We start from the raw sequence: 22,421 nt of genomic DNA on the forward strand, positions 1-22,421 counted from the left end.
GTGGGGATCAATTCGACAAGGGTAAAGATAGTCAAGGCCGCCTCCTGCCCAATCGTACATCATTATCCGCGCCCGCCGATGCACCAGCCAGACGCGTAAACTGCTGTTCCTGCAAGCTTTGCCCCCACTGGTCGCCCTGCCATTCGTTTGTCAGGGTGAAACCAAAGGATTCATACAGCCGACGGGCGGCATCCAGGCCACGGAAGGTCCAGAGTTGAACCGCAGCAAACGCCTGCTGATCACAAAATGTCATGGCAGCACTGAGCAACTGACGCCCCACTCCCGCGCCACGGCAGCCATCGTCGAGGATAAACCAGCGCAAATGCGCCTCGTTGTTACCTAAATCTTCACCATCTATCGCCACTGAACCGACAATACGGCCCTGCTGACTGGCGACCCAGATTTGATTACGCGGTGAGGTCAGGCGACCGGTAAACTCAGCCAGACCACTGGCGACTTTGCCTTCAAAAAAATGACCAAACCCGTGTTGCCGCGCGTAGTAGCTGCCGTGCATTTCTGCGATCCGGCCAATCAAGCCAGGCTGATAACCGGTGGTAATGACGATCTCCGGCGTGGTGGGTAGATGATCGCGGCGCGCCTGTAATGCCTGCGCGTACGCGGATAGCCCCTGGGCAACCGCCTGCTGCTGCTCCCGATTTAATTGCACCAACGCCTGTTCCACCTGCGCGCTGGCGTAAGCATTGATTCTGGCGACACTGGCCTTGCCCTGTTCAGTCAACACCAGTTGCTTCACCCTGGCATCCTGATCAGAAGGCAACTCGGCCAGCTCACCGGCGTTGATCAATTTCCCCAGCATCCGACTGACCGTGGATTTCTCCAGACCAAGGATGTGTACCAGCTGGGCGGCCGTGATTGCATGGTGGTTGGCGACTTCGAGCAAGGTATGCACCGCCGAAGCGGAATAGTTGGTCGCCGCCAGTGTGGTTTGCATAAAGCCCAGTTCGCGCACCATCAGGCGTGATGCGGCACGAATGGTCTGAATAAGGGTGGTATCTGTCATGTTAATCAACGTCGGTTAAACAAGGTTGTATGATACAACCATTCTACGGACCGCGTTGTCAAGTTGTCTTTAGCCAGTTGAAAAGGATAGATTTGTGGTCAGACACCCCACGACTTAAGGATAAACAGATGGCTTTTACGCAAATTATTGCTCGACTCCCGGCTGAAAACTGCGCGGCGGGCCTGACCACCGCTTCTCTGGGCGCACCGGACGCTGAACTCACCCGCCGTCAGTTCTGGGATTATCTCAACGCCATGTTAACGCTCAGATTGAAGGTAACGCTGTTACCCGCCGAGGCGGATTTTCCCGATGCACATTTTGTTGAAGATACCGCCGTGGTGATCCCGGAACTGGCGGTGATCACCCATCCTGGTGCGCCCGCCCGCGCGGGTGAAGTCGAGTCGATGAAAGCGGTGCTGAAGGATTTTCGCCCACTGAAGATGATGAGTGACAAAGGCACGCTGGAAGGTGGCGACGTCATGCTGATCGATAAGGCGTTTTATATCGGGCTGACCACACGGACCAATGAGGCCGGGATCCGCGAATTTGCCAGTCTGGTGGAACCTTATGGTTACAGTGTCACGTCTGTTGAGGTGGATGAGGGATTGCATCTGAAGTCAGCGATAAACTATGTCGGAAAAAACACGCTGATTTCCACAGAAAAATTTGCGCGCCTGCCGCAATTTGCGCAATACAATCATCTGGTTATTCCAGACGACGAAATGTACGCCGGAAATACCCTGCTGATCAATGATACGCTGATTACCCCAACCGGTTACCCGGCAACGCTGGCGCAGTTGCGTACCCTAAATATGCCCATCATCGCGCTGGATACCAGTGAAATTCGCAAGATGGATGGCGGATTGACCTGCCTGTCGCTGCGTTTTTAAACCCGCGCGATACATCGCGCCGTTACAGGATATGGCTTAACCTTGTGGCAGTGCGCATCAACTGCGCACTGGGACTACGGCCAATCAGGACAAACTGGTATCCCGCATTACGCCACCAGACCAGATTCATCCCGTGGCGTTTTTCTTCGGTCAGCGCGCTGGTTTGCGTCTGTTCCTCGCGTGAAATGCATAACGCCATCGGGCCATAATCGTTGTGATTCCACGCGATTTGAGAAATCAACGCATCGTCATAACGCAGCATCCTGACGCTTTTCAATTCCGCTTCCGGCAAGGTTAACTGCGCCAGCGTCAGATGGATGTCGAGGTCGCGCGCGGTGCGCGCCAGCGAGTGCTGCAACATCTGCGGTGAGTTATCGACATCCGCCAGGGTTTCCGGGCTGTAGAGCGACATATATTGTGCCTCCAGTTCGCGGATAACGGCACTTTCATCCGGTTTTACCCGTGGGCGAGCCAGATAGCCGACACCCGTCCCCACCAGCAGAAACCCCAGCGACGCAGCAATCAAGGCACGACGACTGACCTGCGCAGTGGGCGACCCTGGGATGGGGGGCGTCTGTGCCAGCAAGCCAGCCAACTGCTGCTGCATACGCGGTTCCGGGGCCTGTGCCAGCATCAAACCAAACGCCTCGGCAAAGGGTTGATTGCTTTTCATCAGTTCCGCCGTTCGGGCGGAGAGTTCAGGATTGCGCTTCAGTTCTTTTTCAAATGCCTGCGCATCATCCGGTCGCATTTCGCCATCGAGCCAGGCCACGATCGCTTCATCAGGATAAGGAAAACTAAATCGGATCGCAGTCACAGCCGTTTCTCCTGGGTCGATGACCGACCATTAACCGCGTTTGCCAATGTGGCGCGCGCCGCAGCCAGACGGCTCATAATGGTCCCGACGGGCACCGCCAACGTTTCCGCCGCTTCCTGATAAGTAAAACCCTCGACATACACCAGAAACACCGCGTTGCGTTGCGCTTCCGGCAACTGACCGACACGCTGCATCACCTGCACAAACTGCATACGTTCCTCATCATGTTGCTGATGATCCGGCGCTATCAACTCGTCACTGGCGACAAATCCCTGCCCCATGCGCACCCGCCGGGCGCGCAGTTCATTAATCCACACCGAATGCAACACGCTAAACAGCCAGCGGTCGATGCGCGTTCCCGGGGTAAATTGGGCGCTGCGCTCCAGCGCCCGCACGCAGGTGGATTGCACCAGCTCTTCGGCCACGTCGCGGTTCCGCGATAACACCATCGCGTACCGCCACAAACGGACCAAATGCGCCGCAAGCTGCTGACGAACCTCAGAGCTGGTGATTTTTCGCTCCTCCACGCAGCGGAAACATCACGATTCCGGATGCCCTTCAATGGCGGCTTGCAGATCGCGATACTCCTCGCAGCTCACGCCACACAGGGTTTTGATAATGGATAGTTGTTCCGTCGCCAGATCCGGTCGGCCTTTGGTCATCCAGGCTTCCCCCAGATACTCACGCACTTTGGCGTAGTGCGGATCGAGGGCGATGGAACGTTGATAGTAACTCATCCCTTCGTCGGTACGTCCCAGCTTACGCGTGGCGTAACCACGATAATTCCAGGCCTCTTTGGTGTTGGGATTTTTCAGCGTATCCAGCAGGTTGATTGCCGCCTGATACTCCCCCTTTTTCGCCAGATGGTAAGCGTAATTGGTTTTGTCTTCATCGCTCAGCGAGCTGGTTTTATCTGGTACACAGCTTTTGGATTTGCTGTCCCATACCTGGCCTTTCGGGCAATCTGGCGTTTTGCTTTCGCTGCTATCGTCCCCGGCAGCCAGCGCGGCAGGGAGATGTAGCGCCATCAGCAAAGCAGGCAGGATTAACCAGCGAACCCTGTTGTTCGTTTTCATCATGTATCCTCACGAAATGGCATCGAAGTGACCTTGTCAGAGAGTAAACAGCGCAGCCGCCATTTCTATTCGGAACATTTTTGCTTTTTTTTACTGCTCGCCAAAACAGGTTGCGATATCAGGCTGGTGACTACAGGCAATATGGTGGTTAATTCGCGCCATCATATAGTCAAAAAACGGATTCGAATTGGCGCGCATCAGGGTATCCAGCCCGACGCTCAGCGTATTGCTCTCACCACGTAATGAAATCGCGCCAAGGCTAATGCCAAATTGGTTCTTCTCCGCAGGTTGCAGCCCGTACAACGAATCCGTCAGCGGGAATGGCACCGCCACATGAGACAAGGAGTACATCCCAGGCGGCCAGGCGATATGCAGCGGCTGCACCGTTTCCGTCCGTTGATTGGCCGGCGTGTTGCGCGCCACCGTGTCGGCGGTGGCGGGTGTCGCATTGGTGATCACCGTTGTCGCATAGGGACGCGGTGCAGGCGGTAACAGGTTGCTGACGGCGTTGTTCAAATCAGGACGTAATAAGGCGCGCAGTTCAGCGGCCTGATTAATATCGAAAATCACCAACTGATTGCCGCGACTTTGCAGATGACGGTACAACGATGCCACTACCGCGCGGGTGCTGACGGTGGAATCCATCACTGACTGGAAGGTTAATACCGGCGCCAGGCTAGCCAGCCCCTGATGGCGTGATTGCAACAAAATTTGTTGTTGTAGCGCCTGCGTCAGCAGCCACGACTGGCGCGCCGCTTTGACCGGAAACGAGTTGTATTTATAGGGGTTAAACTCCGGCATCACATTCAGCCAGGCCGCTTTGGCAAAAGCCGGTAACACCGAAGGCAGGCCCGCCAGGCCAGCAAAACGGGCGAAGGTCGTTACACCAATCATGGGCGACAGCAGCACAATCTGTTGCGGCTGGCGCAGCGCAGGATCGTTGAGCGCATCCAGCGCATACTTCATTGCCAGCGCTCCGCCGTTGGAATATCCCACCAGGTGCAGCGGCACCGCTGTACCGGCACGCCTTGTCGCTTCGCGCACCGCCAGTCGGGTCACCGCCAGCCACTGCTCCCAGTTGACGCGGGTTAACGCGCCCGGTGCCGTGCCATGCCCCGGCAAACGTGGCACCACCGCCACGAATCCCTGTTGACGATAATCTTCCGCCAGATAGCGCATGCTGTAGGGAGAATCGGTCAGACCGTGCAGCAGAACCACCGCGCCGCGCGGCGTGCTTTGCGGCATCAGAATAAATGAACGATTCCAGTCTGGTTGAAAGCGCGCCGGATAAACCAGGCTTTGTGCGTAGTAGCGATTGAGAGGTGTTTTTTCTGCGTCGTCCAGGGTGTTGGTGATGTCGCGTTGCATCTCGGCGAAAATCGCCGCTTCCCGCGCCTGATAGTCGGCGAAGGTAGCGTGGTCGATCTCTTTTTCGTTCATCTCATCCGCTGACCAGGTATGCCAGCTTTGTAGCGGCGCACCACGTTCAGACTGATAAATACGCGCAATCAGGAAAATGACAGCGATGATCACGATGCCCGCCAGGAGAAGTTTTAGCAACGAGATCAGGGTCGGCCCTGGCCGGTTCAGCCACTGTTGCACGCGCGACATCGCCATATAATTTCCCGTGATTTAAAAACCGATACGTAGCCACGCGAACAGCACATTGCCGTTATTGTAGGTGCCGGGGATATAGGTAAATTGCACGGTTGCGCGCTTATAACCCGCCGAGAACAGCGGCAGCACAATCGGCAGCGGCACGTAATTCGCAAAGTCATCACGCGCGGTGATACCCGCCGTCAGGCCAAGCCCGAGGCGAAAATCATGCGCATTATCGAGATACCAACCTTTTTCCCAACCGTAACCGACAATCGGCTGCCACATATTATGCGAGTCTTTAAACATCATGGCGTAGAGCGCACTCCAGTTACCCTCTTCATTATAACGGGAGACACCGAAACCACCGCCCCACGGCGTTTCGTTATAGTTATCGGTTTTCTCTTTGTCGTAGGCGAAACGGGCATGCCAGGCGATAAACGGTAGATAGAGATCGTAATTTTGCGGTTGTTCCCAGGTCTGGGAAATATCATTGGTTAACCAGTTCCATCCGTTGCTGAGGGTGCCTTCAGCCTGAACGGGGGCCACAGAGAAAAACAGAACCACATACAAAGCCGCCAGAAAACTTCGCATGGTTTATCCTTAAAAAACACTTAAATAGAGCTTAAATTCTGGGAAATTTCTGAAGGATTTGCAAATTAAAAGCGCGGAAAGTGTGGCTGAGAAACAGCGACGGTACCCTGCCAGGCGGTACGAACGTGCGCACCGCCTGGCAGGCAGGTTGAGATTTAGCGACGAGAACGGCCTCTTCTGCGCCACCACCACAACACCAGCACGATCACCACCCCCGCCAGCGTCATACCCGCTCGCGCCATCCACATTAAGGGTGATGCGGCTCCACCCGCCCGCAGGGTTTTCACCCGGTCGGCGCTGATCTGCACCTGATTGTGCCCGATATCCTGCATCACGTAATTGGTGATATCGGCAATCTGCGCGTCACTGAGCGACGCGGCAAAACCGATCATCCCCTGACCTTTTTCCGGCCAGACACCCTGCAACACCGCCATTGCTACGTTATCTGCCGTTGGCTTATTCAGCACCGGATGATTTTGCAGCGCGGGCAGACCATTCAATCCCTGACCCGCGAGGTTATGACAGGCGGCGCAGTTGCTACGATACAGGACGGCACCATTGCTGAGGCTGGCCTGTGGCGTGTCATCGCCCTGCACCGGCGTCAGGCCCGGTTTCGCCGCGCTCGCCTGGGTCGCCGCCTCTGCCGGCAGCAGATAAGTGGCGATCGCCTGGCGATCTTCCGGCGTCATGCGTGAGAAGCTTTTATCGATCGCTTCCAGCATCGGTCCACCCGCCGTCGCGCCATTGCTGGCATGGCCGGTCGCCAGGTAGTCAGCCAGCATCTCACGCGTCCAGTGCGGTTTGCCCTGCAACGTGGCGGCGGTGATATCCGGCGCGAACCAGGTACCCAGCGAAGCCCCCTGAAGATTTTTTGCCGACTGCTCCGCCATCAGGAAGTTACGCGGCGTGTGGCAGGTGCTGCAATGGGTTAACCCCTGCACCAGATAAGCACCGCGATTCCACTCGTCCGATTGCGTGGCGTCAGGCTGGAAGGGTTGTTTGTCGAGGAACAGCCAGTTCCACGCCGCCATGCTGAAACGCAGATTGAACGGGAATGGCAACGCGGTTTTCTGCGGCTGCTCATCCACCGGCTGCACGCCGTGCATAAAATACGCGTACAACGCCGCCACATCTTCATCGCTCAGTTTCGCATAGGCGGTGTACGGCATCGCCGGATAGAGCTGGCTGCCGTCACCGCGTACCCCCTGACGCAACGCAGCCGCAAACTGCGCTTCGCTGTAATTCCCAATCCCGGCGGTTTTCGACGGCGTGATATTGGTGCTGAAGATCGTGCCCAACGGGCTGGCGATAGCATGCCCGCCGCTAAACGGCGCTTTACCTTCCTCGCTGTGGCAGGCGCCGCAGTCACCGGCAATCGCCAGATATTCGCCACGTTTGATCTGCGCCTGTTGATCGGCAGCCTGAGCCTGGCCTGCGACCACAGCCAGCACACCCGCAGCCAGCCATGCTTTCCATTGCTTAGCCATGTTGCGTCTCCTGCAAAATTTTATCGGCGGTGCGCAGCGCCAGCGCCATCGCAGTCAGTGTCACGTTACAGGTGCCGACCGTGGGCATCACGCCAGTGCCAACCATAAACAGGTTGTGATGATCGTGCGCGCGTCCCCAGGCATCGGTGACGCTGGTCGCCGGATCGATCCCCATCGACAGCGTGCCGGTGATATGTTGACGGTTGGAAAATTTGCCGCTTTTGCTGTGTTTGATGTTGGTCGCCCCCAGCTTTGCCGCGATGGCGTCATAGCACGCGCGGGTTTTTTCTGTCCCCTTCAACTCATAATCGCTGACATTCCAGAACAGCGCCGGTGTCGGCAAGCCAAGCGCATCTTTGTTGCTGCTCAACGTGACACGGTTATCTGGATCGGGAAGCTGCTCCATCGCATTTTTGATACTCAGGCGACGCGCCGCGCGAAAACGGATCTCCTCCTGCAATTTCTTACCGAAGAAGCCTTCCGCCAGCACTTCTTTGGTCACTGCCGCGACCTGGGAGGCGTTGGAGATATCGATACGGAATGGCGCATGTTCGCGGCGGAAATCGCCATCGCGATACTGACCGATGGAGCACGGGCTGACCGGTCCACGGCCAGGCCAGATTTCTTCATCCACATCAAAGGTGACACCAATGGCCGGGTGATCACACAGGTTGCGCCCCACGTTATCGCGCGCGTTAGCAATCCCCTGTGGAAACCTGTCGCTGGCCGACATCAGCAGCAGCTTTGGCGTTTCAATGGCGTTGGCTGCCAGCACGAAAGTTTCTGCGGTTACGCGATGGCTGACCTTATTCCAGTCGTAGTAGTTGGCGGCGACAATCTTGCCCTGTGCATCATGCTCCAGTTGATAGACCACCGCTTCGGTGATCACCTGCACGCCGCTGTCCTGTGCCTGTTGTGCCGCCAGACCGCCGTGATACTGCGCATCAATCGGGCACACGGGCATGCAGTTGTTATTACCGCAGCAGGCGGGACGGCCATCATAGCTGTGGCTGTTACGCCCGGTGCTGTCATCCAGTACGGTAAAATCCGGTGCCAGCCGCGCAGTGACGCGCTGTTGCAGCCAGGAGGCCGGTACGCGTTCCATCGGGTAAGGTTTGCTGCGCGGAGAGCCGTTATCGGGTGATCCACCCACTCCGGCAATGACTTCCGCTTCGTAGTAGTAAGGTTCCAGCTCGTCATAACCAAACGGCCAGTCCTTACCCACGCCATATTGCGTTTGCTGACGGAAATCGTTGGGAACAAAACGCCATAACTGCGCTGCCCAGTGCCAACTGGTCCCACCAAACATACGGATGTACTGAGCGGCAAACGGGTGCGGCCCCAGTTGATGCAGGTAATCATTCGGTTCCGGCGTGTAACGCGGCTGCGGTGCCAGCTCGGAAAACGGATATGGCGACATAAAATCGGATTTGAACGCCGAGGCGCGAAAACGCGCCACCAGCTCGTCACGACCCACTTTCGGACCCGATTCCAGCAACAGAACCGATTTACCCGCTTTTGCCAGTCGGGTTGCCAGCAGTGATCCATTGACGCCCGCGCCAATCACCACCACATCGGCAGAATTTTTATTATTCATTAACGACATTGCTCTTAAAAATCAGGGCTGTTGCGCCCAGCTGCCACATTTGCCATACGAGAAACTCGGTGGCACCAGTTTGTCATTCACCAGTTGGTTGGCGAGCGTATTTACGTAAGTGACGTACAGCGCATGTTTGCCTTTGCCGACCACGCCGTTGTACCAACCGCCGAGAATCGCTTGCGCCAGTTTCTCGCTGGCCGCATCACTGGCGGCAAAGGTCAGTTGCTCCTGTTGCAGCAGCTCCGGCTGGCTTTGCAGCAAGGCTTTAAGCTGCGTCAGTCCGGCCATGAAATTCTGTTGGGTTTGATTCAGGGCAATCAGCAACGCATGAGCAACGGCGCTGTTAAGGTTCTCCTGCTGCGTCAGCCATTGAGAAACCTGGATAAAATCCGCCTGCGCGGATGCATTGGCCAGCGATTGCGCGGCATTGAGACGCGGGAGCGGCAACAGATGACCTGCGGCGCTGGTGATGACCACCAGGCCGGCCATCTTCAGCACACGACGGCGTGAGTAGAGCTTCATACAATTTTCCAGTGGTAAGGAGTTAACGTTTACGACGCCATAACAGCCAAATCAGCACGATGATCGCGATCAGCACAGCGCCAGCAACCCCGAACTGTGCCAGCAGGACCAGCGGCGACGAAGGACCGCCAGCGCGGATTTCAGCCACCTGCTCAGGTGACACCGTCACGCCTTGATTGCCGTAGCGATGCAGAATCCAGTTCGACAAGGTGGCGACTTGTTGATCATTCAGGTGGTTAAGTGCGTTCGGTTGTGCACCAAAGGGCGGCATAAACACGTTGCCCTGCGCGGTCTCACGCTCGACACCAAACAGAATAGTCGCAATAAGATTAGAAGAATTACGCTCTGCCGTGGCGCTGTTATGGAACAGGCTGGGATAGAAACCATCTTTGGTACCCTGCCCACTGCTGCCGTGGCAGGAGGCGCAGTTACCCGAGAAAAGCCGTGCTCCCTCATCACTGACCGGTTGCGTAAAAGCCTGCCCCCGGAAGGCGACAAGGTTGTTGCCGGGCGTTCCCTGGGTGAATCGCGCAGGGCCGGAAGCGAAGGCGGTATGATCCGGCACGCTCTGCATATACTCGGCGATCGCCGTCAGATCGGCATCCGACAGATGCTGGAAGCTGTGGGTAATGGCTTCTGCCATGCTACCCGCCGCCTGCGCCTTGCCAGCCAGACGACCTGTTCGCAGGTATGTCACCAATTCTTGCTGCGACCACTGGCCAATGCCACTGACCGGATTAGCGGTAATGTTCGGTGCATACCACGACCCCACCTGTGCACCGGTAAAGGCCTCAGCGGTTTTCTCCTGCATCAGGAAACCACGCGGGGTATGGCAGGTGCTACAGTGCGCCGCCCCTTCCACCAGGTAACGCCCCCGGTTCCAGCTGGCGGTTTGTGCGGCGTCCGGCTGATAACCCGGCGCTTTCAGGAACAACGCATTCCAGAACATCATGGAAAACCGCAGGTTCAGCGGGAACGGCAGATGCGTCTGTGCCGTGGGGTGATCGACCGCCTGCACGCCCGACATAAAATACGCATACAGCGCATGAATATCGTCGTCAGTCAGCGTGGCATACGCGGTGTAAGGCATCGCCGGATAGAGATGTGCGCCGTCAGCGCGGATGCCTTTACGCAGCGCATCGGCAAACTGTTGCTCGCTGTAATCGCCGATCCCGTCGGTTTTCGACGGCGTGATATTGGTGGCGATGATAGCGCCAACCGGCGAAGCAATGGCCTTGCCCCCGGCAAAAGGCTGTGTACTTGATGCGGTATGGCAGGCGGTACAGTCGGCAGCCACCGCCAGATATTCACCTTTCCTGATCAGCGCATCATCACTGGCGGCATGGGCTGCGCCACAGCCGAGTGCCAGCATCAACGCCAGCGTATTGAGTTTGAACTTCAGCATCATCACGCCTCCTGTGCCTGTTTGACGATGGCATCAGCGGCCCTGAACGCCAGCGCCACCATAGTCAGGGTACTGTTGCCGCAGGCGGTGCTCGCCATTGCCCCGCCGCCCGGCAGGAACAGGTTGCGGTGATCATGCGCACGACAGACGTTATCCACCACCGAATTGGCCGGGTCGTTGCCCATGATGGTGCCGCCCATGATGTGTTTGCTCTGGTTGAACTGTTTGGAAAACTTCTTATCGATAGCGCCCATCGCCTCCGCGATACGGTCGGCAATCGGCTTTGAGTAGTCGTTATAGGAACGACGGACGTAGTCACCAACGTCGTAATGAATTGCCGGTTTCGGCAAGCCGAGCCAGTCCTTTTTGTCGGAAAGCGTCAGACGGTTGTTGGCATCCGGCAGGATCTCATGCGCCAGCACAATGTCAGCGGTGCAGGCGGTCATGCGGCGGATCTCTTCATCCAGCGCTTTGCCCACCAGCCCTTTCTGTAACGCGCCAAAGGTGACAAAGCGGTTGCGGGCAAAGTTGTTGAAGCGGAAATAGGCTCCGGCGTGCTCGGAACGGAAATCGCCCTGCGAGGTTTCCATAATGCCGCTGTTCACTACCGGCCCCACACCCGCCCAATAGGGTTCATCCAGCGTCACCGTCATGGTGATTTGCGGGTGATCCATCATGTTGCGTCCGACCTGGTCCGAACTGTTGGCAATACCGTTCGGATTGCGGGCATCTGCCGACATCAGCAGCAGTTTGGGCGTCTCCAGCCCGTTACAGGCGATGATAAACAGCTTGCCGCTGACGCGATGGGTTTGCTTGTGCTGGTCATAGTAATGCACCGCTTCGATGTGGTTTTTTGCGTTGGTTTCAATGCGCCACACCACGGCGTTCGAGAGAATGGTTGCCCCTTTGGCTTCCAGGCGCGACAACGCGGTGGCGCCATCATATTTGGCCCCAACCGGACACACCGGCACGCAGTTATTATTGGCGCAGCAGGCTGGACGATCATCGTATGAGGTGCCGCTGTTACGTGCCTGCGCCGTCGGGATGTTATGCAGGCCCAGCTTCTCACGCACCACGTCAGTAAAACGCGCTTCGCCTGGTCCAAACGGCAGCGCTGGCATCGGATAGGGTTTCGAGCGCTGTGGCGGCCATTGCAGCGCCGGATCATCCGGGCCGCAGATCCCCAGTTTGTACTCGGCGCGCACGTAGTAAGGTTCGAGCGTGTCATAGTCGAAGGCCCAGTCGCGGCCCACGCCATAACGACTGTGTAGCTGCATATCCGCAGGCGTCAGACGCCAGCAGGTACCCGCCCAATGCCAGGTTGAACCACCGGCATAACGCACATAACTTTGCGCATAGGAATCATTACCGCTGAGTTGCAGATAGCCTTTGCCTGCACCCGCCGGTTCCGGGTGCGGCGCCCATTCGCGCGAGGGATAACACTCTATCGGGTTACCTTTGGCTGCCAGCGGCAGATTACGGTAGTTCTCCACGATCTCGGCACGCGAGACGCGCGGACCGGCTTCCAGCATCAGGACTGGAATACCGGCGTCCAGCAGTTGCTCTGCGATCACCACACCGACCACGCCGGTACCGACGATCACCACAGGTGACTGATTTGGGGCTGCCATAATTGTCTTCTTATCAGATTCAGAATTGCGGTACGGGAAGGACCGGGGTGTTAGCACGCTGCCAGTTGTTGGGACCACTGATGCCGTAAGACGGAATGGTGATCACATCCAGCGTGGTATGCCAGGTGAGTGCCTGTTCATAGGCGAAGGTTTTAGCCGATCGCGTGGGGGCAAGGCTGCCGGTGTACCAGCCAAAGATGATTTTGTGGGCCAGATCCTGCAACGCGCCCTGCGGGATTGCCGGGAAGAAATCTTCTACTTTGAAGGCATTGTGCGCACGGGCGATGGTCAGCAATTGGTTAATGTTATCCGGCAACCCCTGCTCTTCGCTTTCCAGCAGCGCCAGCATGCGTTGCCCCACTGCGTCATCCAGTTGATGGTTTACCAGCAGGCGGGAAATTTGCATAAAAGGAACAAAACTTTTTGACGGCTGCACCATCGCAAATGACGGCAGCGCGGAGGTGACCAGGCCACCGGCAATGATCACCGCGCCAGAAAGCAGCACTTTCCGGCGTGAGAGTTGGATCTTCCCGACGGAAAGATCGTCTGACTGCAACATGTTGTTTCCCTGACTTTTTCACATTACTCAACACCCCCGCCAGTGCGGAGGCGAAAGACATCATGATTCGCTGTTATTGATTTGCTTCGAATATTAACAATCACGCAACGCAACATTAATTAAATGACTCATAATTGCGCTGGTTATTAATATATTAAATGAAAGTTAAACAAATTCCATACGAGATGAACTTTTTGCGTCAAAGATGAGTGATATTGGTCAGGAAGTGAGCGCGAAGCTTAAAACACCGTTGCAGGCGTAGCGGCGCGATTTATCGCGCAGTTTTCTATATGCCCATGAAAAGGACGCGCGATAAATCGCGCCGCTACGGGACTGGCTGAGGGGTAAAAAAGTTGTCAATCAGTTGGCAGGCAACCTGGCTCTTATCCTGTGCCAGACAGAGGTCAACATCTGTGGCAAAGCCTCTTTCAATCAACTCCAGCGCCGATGCGCATTGGCGTAGAGCAGCAAAATCATGCTGCCGCGCAGATTGATACGCCGCCAGCGCCATTTCCGCTTCCGGTGAACGACAACGTTCACCCAAGGCCGCAATAATGCCACCCGCCGCGACATAATCTTCAATCGCCGGACGTAAACTGCCATCCGGCCAGCGTTCGCCACAGGGGATGAGCAGGATCGAGTGAAAATGCCGACAGGCATTGGCCGTAGCCTGGCAATTACGCAGCCCGGCGCTGAACACCGTTACCCCCTTCTCTCGTGCCTTGAATGCGACAGTTGAGCCATTGGGCGATGGCAGCACCAGCCTTGAGCCAGAAGGGATTTTTAACAACGATGCGGGAGATAAGGTAAATGTGTGCTCAGAGAAACGACGATCAATACTGGCGGCTTGCGCGCCAATGTCGGTGGCATAACGCCGGGCGGAGTCATCTTTCCACGGCCAGGGCGCAATCAAAGCCCCCTGATCATTCGCCAGGCTAACACAAGTGGAGAACGACATGACATCAACGATAATGACGCATTCTGCATCCTGCGCCAGGTATTCAGCAGCAAGGCTTCCCCATTCAAGGCGAATATCGAAGTTTTGCTGAGAGAAATAGTGTTGCGACATTACCCTTACCCTCCGTCAATGAACGCCATCATAATTTTTTTCTTATTCAGAAATCAAATGTCGTGTTTCATGTAAAAATCAGTTTTTTTAATAATTCTTTTTTGGTAAATGTTCAGAATGAATCATTTAGGATAAAGAATTCGAAACATAACTATGCTTAACTCTGTAAATACCCTCAGCACCTCTGCCTCTCACACACCGCAAGATGCTGCTACTTCACGCTTACCGGTTACCGCACTTCATAATAGCGCTGTTCGCCCTTCGACCTCTGGCACTACAAACAATGTTACCGAATCGAAAAGGGGTGAGATGTTACACCAACTGTTGAGATATAGCTCCAGTGATATTCAGGAAATCATTAAATGCCTGAAAGCGTGGTTTGCTGAAAGCCCCGGACAATCAGGCAATATTTTGCTGCGAATTATTAATATCTTTGCCAGCAGAGGTTCGAATCATCTTTCTCATTTTGAAGCCTTGCTTTTCTCTCTCGACAAAGAAAAACCGGGGCCGGGGGCGTTATCTTTTTATTTAAAGCCTGCCGTGGAGGTGGTTTTTGAACAGTTACACCCCACATACAAACAAGGGCTATTATCCACCTTTATTAAAGACAAAAACACCCTGAAGAGGACACATTACCCGCAAATTATGGCCTTTATGGATAACAATGAAGAACACCTTAGACGGATTTTTAACGCGCGCAACGAAAAATCACTGGCACTGGAACTCATGGGGCAACAATTATTTCCATCATGTCAACACTGGGGGATTCAAACTGGAATATTTAATTACAAGGCCGGATTGCCGGTTGAAACCTATTACCTGACAGGCGAAAGACACCGATGTTTTGAAGCCACATTATTTGATATAAAAAAGTCTATATCACATGAAGATCTCAGTTCGATCGTTAAACCTTTTCAGACTTTGTACGCAGACGACGAGAGAATAACTGTCGCCGGACTGGACCTCCCCGACAACAATGGTATCTCTCGCACCGTTATCATTACGCTGATGGAAACAGATGGACTTACCACACTGCGAGAATGGTGTGAAAAAGAGAACAACCGGATTAAGCGCGGTTTCCCTTCAGCCGTTGTTACCTATGTCAATAAAAAGAATGTTTTTATCAAAATCCTGGCGGCAATCGCTGAATTTCGTCAGAAACTTCGCCTCACGCCTGAATTAAATACAGAATCATATGGTTATCTTAATCTTGATAATATCATGTTAAGAACGCGCGACCTTAATATGCATCTAAATCCCACGCCAATAATCTGGCAGTTACTTCAGCGCCGAAAATTGACAGTAGATAATAATGTGGCAGTTAGCCATCTTAGTTCAATCGGCATGTTGAATATAACGTGCCTTTCCCCTGAGGTCAGGAGTGGAAAGTATACCGCCAGCACCGATGTATATAACATGGGCGTCATATGGGAAAAAATATTTGAGGTAGATATGGATGTTAGTGACTTTCCCTATTGTGAAGAAATAACATCCTGTCTTGATTCCCGCCCCAAACGCCGCCCAGAATTTTCAACAGTGATAAAAAAGTTACTATCGCCTTACATTACTGATTTAACCCATTTAGCAACGCAGGTTAGCGATAAAAAAGACCATGACATCTTGTATAGCTATGCCGCCCAGCAATACAGGAACCCTGTCGCGCCAGATTTGAACCTCGCAGACATTCTTGATGCAACGGCGATGTACTTAGCCAATGCCAGTCACAAGAATTTTTGCACCGACATGATGAAAACCTGGCCGCAATCTTGTGTTCCGATGCAGGACATTAATCAGATTCAAATCAATAGCAAGAATATGAACTCCAGGCATATTGCACATTTCCCCCGTGATAGTTTTGCGTCAGGAGGGTTCCGTTTTATGAATTGTAATTTGGCGGGTGCCATTGGCAACGTGGTGACAACATTGACTGATTGCAGCATCAGTTACCCGAACACCAGGCATTCGGCTGAAATATCCGGTGCTTTTTCAGACTTTCAGATGCAGAACTTACAGCTTGACGGCTCATCAACTCAGCCGATCAGAGTCGCCCCCACGCTGTTCAAGCATGTCAATGCCAGTAAAAACACCTGGCGCGGTGTCGATTTTATTCTTCCTTCTGATGATGTTATGTCAGATGTCTCCTTTAATCATTCCAGCCTGGACTCTGTGCTATTTTCTTCGTTACCCGCAGAGATTGTCAGAAAAAACAATTTCGGCATGATTGATAGTTCTTTACGCAACATGCGAAAATCCATGATGAATATTGAATTCAATCATATTACAGCTGACTCTCTGGTCTTCGCTGACATTGACTTTAAAAAAACCTTTTTTTACAAACCCAAAATTCAAGATTTTACCGCCATTCGTTGTGATTTTTCTGAAGCCTACTTTGATGATGATTACGAGGCCGGTGATATAAAACTTAACAAGCAACAGTTTAACAATTGGGAGAGAATGTATAGTCGACAAGAGGGTGCGCAAGGAGATATCCCTGCAATGTTTGACAGCATTAATAATATTAAAGTTAAAAAAGATTTCGCTCAACAAATGGTCCAGGTACTCATTGATCAGGTTTTCGTCAATCGCAGAACCGTTATCCCGCCGGCTGCGGTAAATGGGTTACTTCAGCATCTGACGCAACCAGACTATCAGGATATCGAATGTATTCGTAATTTCTGCGATAAGCTCATCTCAGTTATGTTGCATCCGTTGAGTGATCGCTTATTGTCAGATTACCCAGATCATTTCAGGTCTATGTGTGCTGATTACCTGATGAAATTTTCTGCTAAAAGTAATCATCGCCTAAAATATCAATTTTTAGCTTATCAATTGTATAAGCAGCATCCTGAACTCAAGCAAAACTTCAGCATCGAAATACCACAGACACAGGCAGCAAGAGAATATATTTCCGGCACGCTTGGCATTGATGAACCTGATGATTTTCATTGGGTGTTCATCCATCACCGCTGGCGTTCAGCAACCGGGGTGAATGGCTTTTATTTGTCGTCTGATGCTGTGCATTCATTGCAACATCACAACGCGTTTGATTACAGCCATATCATTCCGATTGGTGTTGATGAAGAGATGCGCGTTTTTTATCTTCCGGCAGAAAAGAGCCTCAATGATAGTATTTGTGCAAGATTTCCGTTTATGATTCGACATTTTAAACTCGATAAGGAAACATATCATATTCTTGACGCACTCCTGAATATTGATAACCTTCCTGGCACAGTAACGGAAACACTCACCAGCTCAGATATTATCCGCCTTACAGTTATACATTCACATATCAACGCCCTGGTTCACCATAAACCAACAACAAAAATGGAACTTACGGCATTGGCGGATGAAATCCTGTTAAAAAAAGCATTACACTTATATTTTGATGTTGCCGATAAAGATAACTCCAGTGCCAAACGAGATACGCTTCTGGCAACTGCCTGTCAGCATCCAGCATTAAACAGCACGGGTGATAGATTGCGTGTTAACCAACAAAAGGCCATTTTATCCCTGAGTATCGCTGACTTTTTAATAAAACTCGCTTCAAACTATTATTGTGGTTCTGAATATTTATCACCTACCCCTTTCCGTGCGCTGGCTCATGCTTTTCTTGGTGATCTGCGTCATTTATGGCCTGAGTTGGTAGCCTCATTTGGCCTGACACAATATAGGGAAGACGATCAATTAAAAACCAGAGGACGTGTTGAAGACTGGCAGGAGCGACTTTTACCCACCAACAAAACCACGTTTCCTTGTGCGGCAATGGTTAGCAGTGATATTTCAGCAGCAATGAATGCCAGCGGGTTGGTCGATAATCTGATCTGGCGCAGGATTTCCCCGCTTTAGCATTTTGCAAAAGAGGGAGGCACTCAAGCCTCCCCTTGTAGATTTACTTCAGCGCAATCCGTGCCACGCTATCTTTGCCCTGCGTGGAATTGTCTTTATTAAACGCCTGCTTCAGAGAGACATACAACGTCTGACCATCAGCCGAAACCAGCAAACTGTTCGGGTTGGTATCGAATGACCAGCTGTTTTTCACTGCGTAGCTGGTGGCATCCAGTTGTAGTACTTTCTTCGACTCACGCTGCGAAATATAGATCTCATTGCGTTTGGCGTTGAATTTGATACCCAGCGCATCGCCCGGAATACGTTTGATCACTTTGCCGCTGTGTTCGTCGAATACCAGGGTGGTTTTGCCTTTGGAATCGTCGGTGACGAACAGACGACCGGTGGCCGGATCTTCGGCCATATTCAGGAACAGATATTCCTTGCCATCACCCGCTGTCCAACGCTGCTCGATTTTATGCGTGCGCGGATTAATCACCACAATCTCACCTGCGCCATTGGCGGCATAAACACGATCGGTCAGCGGCGAGTAAATGATCCCCGTCACCCACTTACCGGCATTCTTGATAGTGGTTTTCAGTTTGAAGGTTTTGGTATTCACCACTGAGATAAAGCCCGGATCCGCCACGCGGCCTACGTACAATTCATTGCCATGCAGCAACATTTCACGCGCGCCCGGCACATCGCCCTCTTTATCCTTCTTGCCACCCAGCATCAGGCGCTCCAGCACCTTACCGCTTTGTGCATCCACTTTAGACACCCCGCCATCGAGCGAATTGGTGGTGTAGAACACGCGTCCTTCGCCCTCAATGGCCATACCGAAGTTCTTCAGATCAGTGTGGGTTTCACCCTGGGTCGCCAGGGTCACTGGATCGAGACGATAGATCATCCCGCCGTTCACGTCTTTAAAGCCCTGAGCGCTGGCGACATACAACGCATTCACTGCTGGAGAATACGCCAGTTCATACAGACCGTCGCCCAGTACACGCTGAGTCAGTCGCGTATCCACGGGCTTCACTGCGGCGGCAGGCACTTCTGCTTTTTTGGCCGGAGCCTGGCATGCCGTCAGACTTAAGGCGGCGATGACTGCGGCGGCAATGGCGGCCTGACGCGGACTGAAAAACGATTTCATTCTGAACTCCATCAATGGATAAACGGATTCCGGCAGGCGGTAGCCGCCATAACGGAAGGATCGTAGAAAGAATGAGAATCATACGTATTAACGAAAACTAAGCAAATGTGTGGCAAACAACGGGTAACTACACCGCGTCAGATCTCAGCGCATACGCGATTTTTAGCGGGGAATCGCGCGGTTTTAACGATGAATTCACGATCAAAAAACGTAAACGTCCGCAACTAAAAGGTTTAGTTTTTGTATATCCATATGATTTATATCATTTATATAAATACTTACACATTTGAATGAAACCTTTTTAGAATTTTTAAAGCAAATGATTATCATTGGCTTTCTCAATTTATGCGCTTCTTAGCGTTAAATGCCGCAGCATGACGTACGCGGTGTAATAAAAATCAGAAGCGACACAACAGCAAACCACGTTATTTTTTGGCGGGAAATACTATGTCTTTGAATCGCAGGGAAACTTGTGCGGGATCTCGCGCACCTGGCATCCGTAAAACCTTTACCGTGTCATTACTGGCAATGGCGGTACACGCCCTTCTCAACCCAGCCCTGGCGGCGGATACCACCACGACGCAGCCGGACCTGGTGGTGAATGCCAATACCGATAGCAACACTACCGCGCAGGACAAGACAGATTACCAGGTGAAAACCACGCGTGCCGGGACCAAGCTGCTGTTGACGCCGCGCGATGTACCGCAGTCCGTAAGCGTGATTACCCAGCAGCGTATGCAGGATCAGCAGTTGCAAACCATTAGTGACGTGCTGAAAAATACCACCGGGATTACCAGTAGCCAGGATGACAGCGAACGCGCTTACTACTATTCCCGCGGTTTTTTACTGACCAACTTCACCTATGATGGCATCCCCACTTCAATGGGGGATTCATGGAACTACGGTGACACTGCCTCGGATACCGCGATTTATGACCGCATCGAAATAGTACGTGGCGCGACCGGACTGATGACCGGCGCAGGTAGCCCGGCAGCCTCCGTCAACATGGTACGCAAACACGCCGACAGTAAAGAGTTCACCGGGAATTTGACGGCCAGCTACGGAAGTTGGAACAAACAGCGCTATGTTGCTGATGTTTCTACTCCTTTAAATGAGTCGGGTTCGGTACGTGGTCGTGTTATTGCGGGTTATCAGAATCAGGACAGCTGGCTGGACCGTTATCGTAAAAACACCAAATTCCTCTATGGCACGATCGATGCCGATATCACTGATAACACCACCTTGTCGTTAGCCTATGACTATCAGGACGCGGATACTAAAAACCCCACCTGGGGTGGTAATCCGGTGTTTTACAGCAATGGTTCACTGACTCATTACGATCGCAGCCTGAACTCCTCGGCAGACTGGACTTATTACCACACCACCGTGCGGAAAGTGTATGCCGACCTGGTACATAACTTTGATAACGGCTGGTCTTTCCGCTTAAACGGTACCCATGCAGAAAATACCTTTAGCGACAAATTGCTGTACACCGGTTATCTGTCTTTACCTGACCAGGATACTGGCGAAGGGGCCGACGGGTTCGGCAGTATGGACCGTGGCAAACGTGAGCTGACCTCGGTGGATGGCTATGCCAGCGGTCCGTTTGAACTCTTCGGACGCCAACACCAGCTTATGGCGGGTGTCAGTTACAGCCGCCAGCACAACAAAACCTACAGCAGCGATGGCGTCACCGACCAGGATGCTTACGATATCGCTACCGGTGATATTGGCGTGTTCAATAATCACTGGAATGGCAACATTGCGGAACCTGAATGGAGCGACTGGTATGAGAATGCTGACGATGTGATCCGTCAGAAATCCGTTTACACCGCCGCACGTTTCTCACTGGCTGACCCACTGTCACTGATCCTCGGTGCCCGTTACACCCAATACAGTACCAACGGCAGCAGCGGTAATATGGATAAAAACAACATCACGCCGTATGCGGGTGTGGTGTATGACATCAACGATACCTGGTCAGCTTACGCCAGCTATACCTCCATCTTCCAACCGCAAACCTATCGCGACAGCAGCGGTCACTACCTGTCACCGGTTACCGGAAAAAGCTATGAAACCGGCCTGAAATCCGCGTGGTTTGATGGTCGCCTGACCGCGACGATGGCGATCTTCCGCATTGAGCAAAATAACGTTGGTGAAGCCATTAATGGCGAGTACGTCAACAACAGCAGCGAACAGGCCTATAGCGCCACTAAAGGCGCTCGCAGCAAGGGTGCCGAGTTCGAGTTAAACGGCGCGATCACCGATAATCTGCAAATGACTTTTGGTGCAACACGTTATGTCGCGCGCGATTCGGAAGGCCGTTATAACCCGGATCAACCGCAAACTGACTTCAAGTTGTTCACCAGCTATCGCTTGCCGATGCTCCAGGACCTCACCATTGGTGGCGGTATCAACTGGCAGAATCGTGTGTTTGAAGATGACACCGCACCGGATGGCAGCACGCAACGCGTTTATCAGGGTAGCTATCCCCTGGCTAACCTGTTTGCCCGCTATCAGGTCAGCAAGCAGGTATCGGTGCAGGCGAATATCAATAATCTGTTTGATCGCACCTACTACACGTACATGAACAACTACGTCTACGGTGAACCGCGTAACGTCTCGGTTAGCGTGGCTTATCAGTTCTGATGGCAAAATTTTGCGCCCTGGCCACCAGGGCGCAATGAAATCATTTGTAGACTGTTGCTGTTCCGCGAACTTTGTCCCCTTCCTGACCCGATGTGATAACAAAATACTTGCCGCCCATCTCATCGGCTTTCTTAGAGATCTCCTCCATCGCATCATGAGGTGAGGTATGTTCTTTGGTCGTACTCACCTTCCCGATTTCCTCGTACTTTTTGGCTTCTTCTTTGGTAATTTCAGTAGCAGCAAATGCAGAGAAAGCAATTAACGAAGTGGCAACAAATGCCACCATGGCACCGTAGGCTTTTTTCATCATTTATCCTCAAAGATAGTTTGAAATATAACAGGTTATAAGCACCTATAAATTCTTAGACGCGGTTGTTGAAAATTTCAAATGGTAAATTGAAGAAGTTTACGCAAGCACAAAAAAAACAGAATGAACGACCAGCCTATTCTCTGGCACTAAAAATATCACATCAAAAATAAGCGAAGCGTGAATTCATACAACAATCTGATTGAATTAGCTAAAGTAT

18 protein-coding genes are annotated in these 22,421 nt (G+C 52.8%); 3 read left to right on the plus strand and 15 right to left on the minus strand.

The window, feature by feature from the left end:
* Positions 1 to 31: 31 nt before the first annotated feature.
* On the minus strand, positions 32 to 1,021 hold the full coding sequence (locus tag AC6I8R_RS22265) for a bifunctional helix-turn-helix transcriptional regulator/GNAT family N-acetyltransferase (protein WP_415175645.1): 990 nt from the start codon (positions 1,019 to 1,021) through the stop codon (positions 32 to 34).
* A gap of 128 nt (positions 1,022 to 1,149) precedes the next feature.
* Between AC6I8R_RS22265 and AC6I8R_RS22270 the strand changes: the two genes are divergently transcribed.
* Positions 1,150 to 1,911, plus strand: coding sequence for a dimethylarginine dimethylaminohydrolase family protein (locus tag AC6I8R_RS22270; protein WP_415175646.1), 762 nt, complete (start codon positions 1,150 to 1,152; stop codon positions 1,909 to 1,911).
* 22 nt (positions 1,912 to 1,933) lie between these two features.
* Here AC6I8R_RS22270 and AC6I8R_RS22275 read toward each other — a convergent pair whose 3' ends face one another.
* The 12 genes from AC6I8R_RS22275 to AC6I8R_RS22330 all read right to left on the minus strand — a co-directional run bounded on the left by AC6I8R_RS22275 (position 1,934) and on the right by AC6I8R_RS22330 (position 14,267).
* Positions 1,934 to 2,728 carry an anti-sigma factor family protein gene (locus AC6I8R_RS22275; RefSeq protein ID WP_497832937.1) on the minus strand — a complete coding sequence of 265 codons (795 nt, stop codon included), beginning with the start codon at positions 2,726 to 2,728 and terminating at the stop codon, positions 1,934 to 1,936.
* A complete protein-coding gene (locus tag AC6I8R_RS22280; RefSeq protein ID WP_497832938.1) occupies positions 2,725 to 3,255 on the minus strand; it encodes a sigma-70 family RNA polymerase sigma factor in 531 nt (176 codons plus the stop codon). The genes AC6I8R_RS22275 and AC6I8R_RS22280 overlap by 4 nt, the downstream gene beginning before the upstream one ends.
* Before the next feature lie 12 nt (positions 3,256 to 3,267).
* Positions 3,268 to 3,804 carry a tetratricopeptide repeat protein gene (locus tag AC6I8R_RS22285; protein ID WP_497832939.1) on the minus strand — a complete coding sequence of 179 codons (537 nt, stop codon included), beginning with the start codon at positions 3,802 to 3,804 and terminating at the stop codon, positions 3,268 to 3,270.
* A gap of 90 nt (positions 3,805 to 3,894) precedes the next feature.
* Entirely contained in the window at positions 3,895 to 5,421 is a 1,527-nt protein-coding gene (locus tag AC6I8R_RS22290; protein ID WP_415175649.1) for an alpha/beta hydrolase, read from the minus strand.
* A gap of 15 nt (positions 5,422 to 5,436) precedes the next feature.
* Positions 5,437 to 5,994, minus strand: a complete 558-nt coding sequence (pagP, locus tag AC6I8R_RS22295; protein ID WP_415175650.1) for a lipid IV(A) palmitoyltransferase PagP — start codon at positions 5,992 to 5,994, stop codon at positions 5,437 to 5,439.
* A 155-nt stretch (positions 5,995 to 6,149) separates the two neighbouring features.
* Complete coding sequence (locus tag AC6I8R_RS22300; protein ID WP_497832940.1) at positions 6,150 to 7,481, minus strand: cytochrome c; 1,332 nt, start codon at positions 7,479 to 7,481, stop codon at positions 6,150 to 6,152.
* Positions 7,474 to 9,078, minus strand: coding sequence for a GMC family oxidoreductase (locus AC6I8R_RS22305; protein WP_415175652.1), 1,605 nt, complete (start codon positions 9,076 to 9,078; stop codon positions 7,474 to 7,476). Before AC6I8R_RS22305 ends, AC6I8R_RS22300 begins: the two co-directional genes overlap by 8 nt.
* A gap of 21 nt (positions 9,079 to 9,099) precedes the next feature.
* Positions 9,100 to 9,603, minus strand: a complete 504-nt coding sequence (locus AC6I8R_RS22310; RefSeq protein ID WP_497832941.1) for a sugar dehydrogenase complex small subunit — start codon at positions 9,601 to 9,603, stop codon at positions 9,100 to 9,102.
* A gap of 22 nt (positions 9,604 to 9,625) precedes the next feature.
* Positions 9,626 to 11,011, minus strand: coding sequence for a c-type cytochrome (locus tag AC6I8R_RS22315; RefSeq protein ID WP_497832942.1), 1,386 nt, complete (start codon positions 11,009 to 11,011; stop codon positions 9,626 to 9,628).
* The gene (locus AC6I8R_RS22320; RefSeq protein WP_497832943.1) at positions 11,011 to 12,639 is read right to left on the minus strand and encodes a GMC family oxidoreductase; all 1,629 of its coding nucleotides are present in this window, start codon (positions 12,637 to 12,639) and stop codon (positions 11,011 to 11,013) included. Before AC6I8R_RS22320 ends, AC6I8R_RS22315 begins: the two co-directional genes overlap by 1 nt.
* Positions 12,640 to 12,658: 19 nt before the next feature.
* A complete protein-coding gene (locus tag AC6I8R_RS22325; protein ID WP_415175656.1) occupies positions 12,659 to 13,198 on the minus strand; it encodes a sugar dehydrogenase complex small subunit in 540 nt (179 codons plus the stop codon).
* Between the two features lie 325 nt (positions 13,199 to 13,523).
* Entirely contained in the window at positions 13,524 to 14,267 is a 744-nt protein-coding gene (locus AC6I8R_RS22330; protein WP_497832944.1) for a 2-phosphosulfolactate phosphatase, read from the minus strand.
* A gap of 309 nt (positions 14,268 to 14,576) precedes the next feature.
* Between AC6I8R_RS22330 and AC6I8R_RS22335 the strand changes: the two genes are divergently transcribed.
* The gene (locus AC6I8R_RS22335) at positions 14,577 to 18,113 is read left to right on the plus strand and encodes a hypothetical protein (RefSeq protein WP_497832945.1); all 3,537 of its coding nucleotides are present in this window, start codon (positions 14,577 to 14,579) and stop codon (positions 18,111 to 18,113) included.
* A gap of 43 nt (positions 18,114 to 18,156) precedes the next feature.
* On the opposite strand, the gene AC6I8R_RS22340 is transcribed toward AC6I8R_RS22335, so the two are convergent.
* Entirely contained in the window at positions 18,157 to 19,245 is a 1,089-nt protein-coding gene (locus AC6I8R_RS22340) for a YncE family protein (RefSeq protein WP_497832946.1), read from the minus strand.
* Between the two features lie 447 nt (positions 19,246 to 19,692).
* Between AC6I8R_RS22340 and fhuE the strand changes: the two genes are divergently transcribed.
* Positions 19,693 to 21,894, plus strand: a complete 2,202-nt coding sequence (gene fhuE, locus AC6I8R_RS22345) for a ferric-rhodotorulic acid/ferric-coprogen receptor FhuE (RefSeq protein ID WP_415173412.1) — start codon at positions 19,693 to 19,695, stop codon at positions 21,892 to 21,894.
* A gap of 40 nt (positions 21,895 to 21,934) precedes the next feature.
* On the opposite strand, the gene AC6I8R_RS22350 is transcribed toward fhuE, so the two are convergent.
* Positions 21,935 to 22,201 carry a YdgH/BhsA/McbA-like domain containing protein gene (locus AC6I8R_RS22350; protein WP_497832947.1) on the minus strand — a complete coding sequence of 89 codons (267 nt, stop codon included), beginning with the start codon at positions 22,199 to 22,201 and terminating at the stop codon, positions 21,935 to 21,937.
* Between the last annotated feature and the right edge of the window lie 220 nt (positions 22,202 to 22,421).

This window comes from Pantoea sp. X-Soil-OKNW-713 (assembly GCF_059730685.1).

Bases quoted from the DNA above. Each gene is read 5' to 3' on its own strand.
- AC6I8R_RS22265 (WP_415175645.1), bottom strand. From the start codon at position 1,021: ATGACAGATACCACCCTTATTCAGACCATTCGTGCCGCATCACGCCTG.
- AC6I8R_RS22270 (WP_415175646.1), top strand. From the start codon at position 1,150: ATGGCTTTTACGCAAATTATTGCTCGACTCCCGGCTGAAAACTGCGCG.
- AC6I8R_RS22285 (WP_497832939.1), bottom strand. From the start codon at position 3,804: ATGAAAACGAACAACAGGGTTCGCTGGTTAATCCTGCCTGCTTTGCTG.
- AC6I8R_RS22290 (WP_415175649.1), bottom strand. From the start codon at position 5,421: ATGGCGATGTCGCGCGTGCAACAGTGGCTGAACCGGCCAGGGCCGACC.
- pagP (WP_415175650.1), bottom strand. From the start codon at position 5,994: ATGCGAAGTTTTCTGGCGGCTTTGTATGTGGTTCTGTTTTTCTCTGTG.
- AC6I8R_RS22300 (WP_497832940.1), bottom strand. From the start codon at position 7,481: ATGGCTAAGCAATGGAAAGCATGGCTGGCTGCGGGTGTGCTGGCTGTG.
- AC6I8R_RS22305 (WP_415175652.1), bottom strand. From the start codon at position 9,078: ATGAATAATAAAAATTCTGCCGATGTGGTGGTGATTGGCGCGGGCGTC.
- AC6I8R_RS22310 (WP_497832941.1), bottom strand. From the start codon at position 9,603: ATGAAGCTCTACTCACGCCGTCGTGTGCTGAAGATGGCCGGCCTGGTG.
- AC6I8R_RS22315 (WP_497832942.1), bottom strand. From the start codon at position 11,011: ATGATGCTGAAGTTCAAACTCAATACGCTGGCGTTGATGCTGGCACTC.
- AC6I8R_RS22320 (WP_497832943.1), bottom strand. From the start codon at position 12,639: ATGGCAGCCCCAAATCAGTCACCTGTGGTGATCGTCGGTACCGGCGTG.
- AC6I8R_RS22325 (WP_415175656.1), bottom strand. From the start codon at position 13,198: ATGTTGCAGTCAGACGATCTTTCCGTCGGGAAGATCCAACTCTCACGC.
- AC6I8R_RS22330 (WP_497832944.1), bottom strand. From the start codon at position 14,267: ATGTCGCAACACTATTTCTCTCAGCAAAACTTCGATATTCGCCTTGAA.
- AC6I8R_RS22335 (WP_497832945.1), top strand. From the start codon at position 14,577: ATGTTACACCAACTGTTGAGATATAGCTCCAGTGATATTCAGGAAATC.
- AC6I8R_RS22340 (WP_497832946.1), bottom strand. From the start codon at position 19,245: ATGAAATCGTTTTTCAGTCCGCGTCAGGCCGCCATTGCCGCCGCAGTC.
- fhuE (WP_415173412.1), top strand. From the start codon at position 19,693: ATGTCTTTGAATCGCAGGGAAACTTGTGCGGGATCTCGCGCACCTGGC.
- AC6I8R_RS22350 (WP_497832947.1), bottom strand. From the start codon at position 22,201: ATGAAAAAAGCCTACGGTGCCATGGTGGCATTTGTTGCCACTTCGTTA.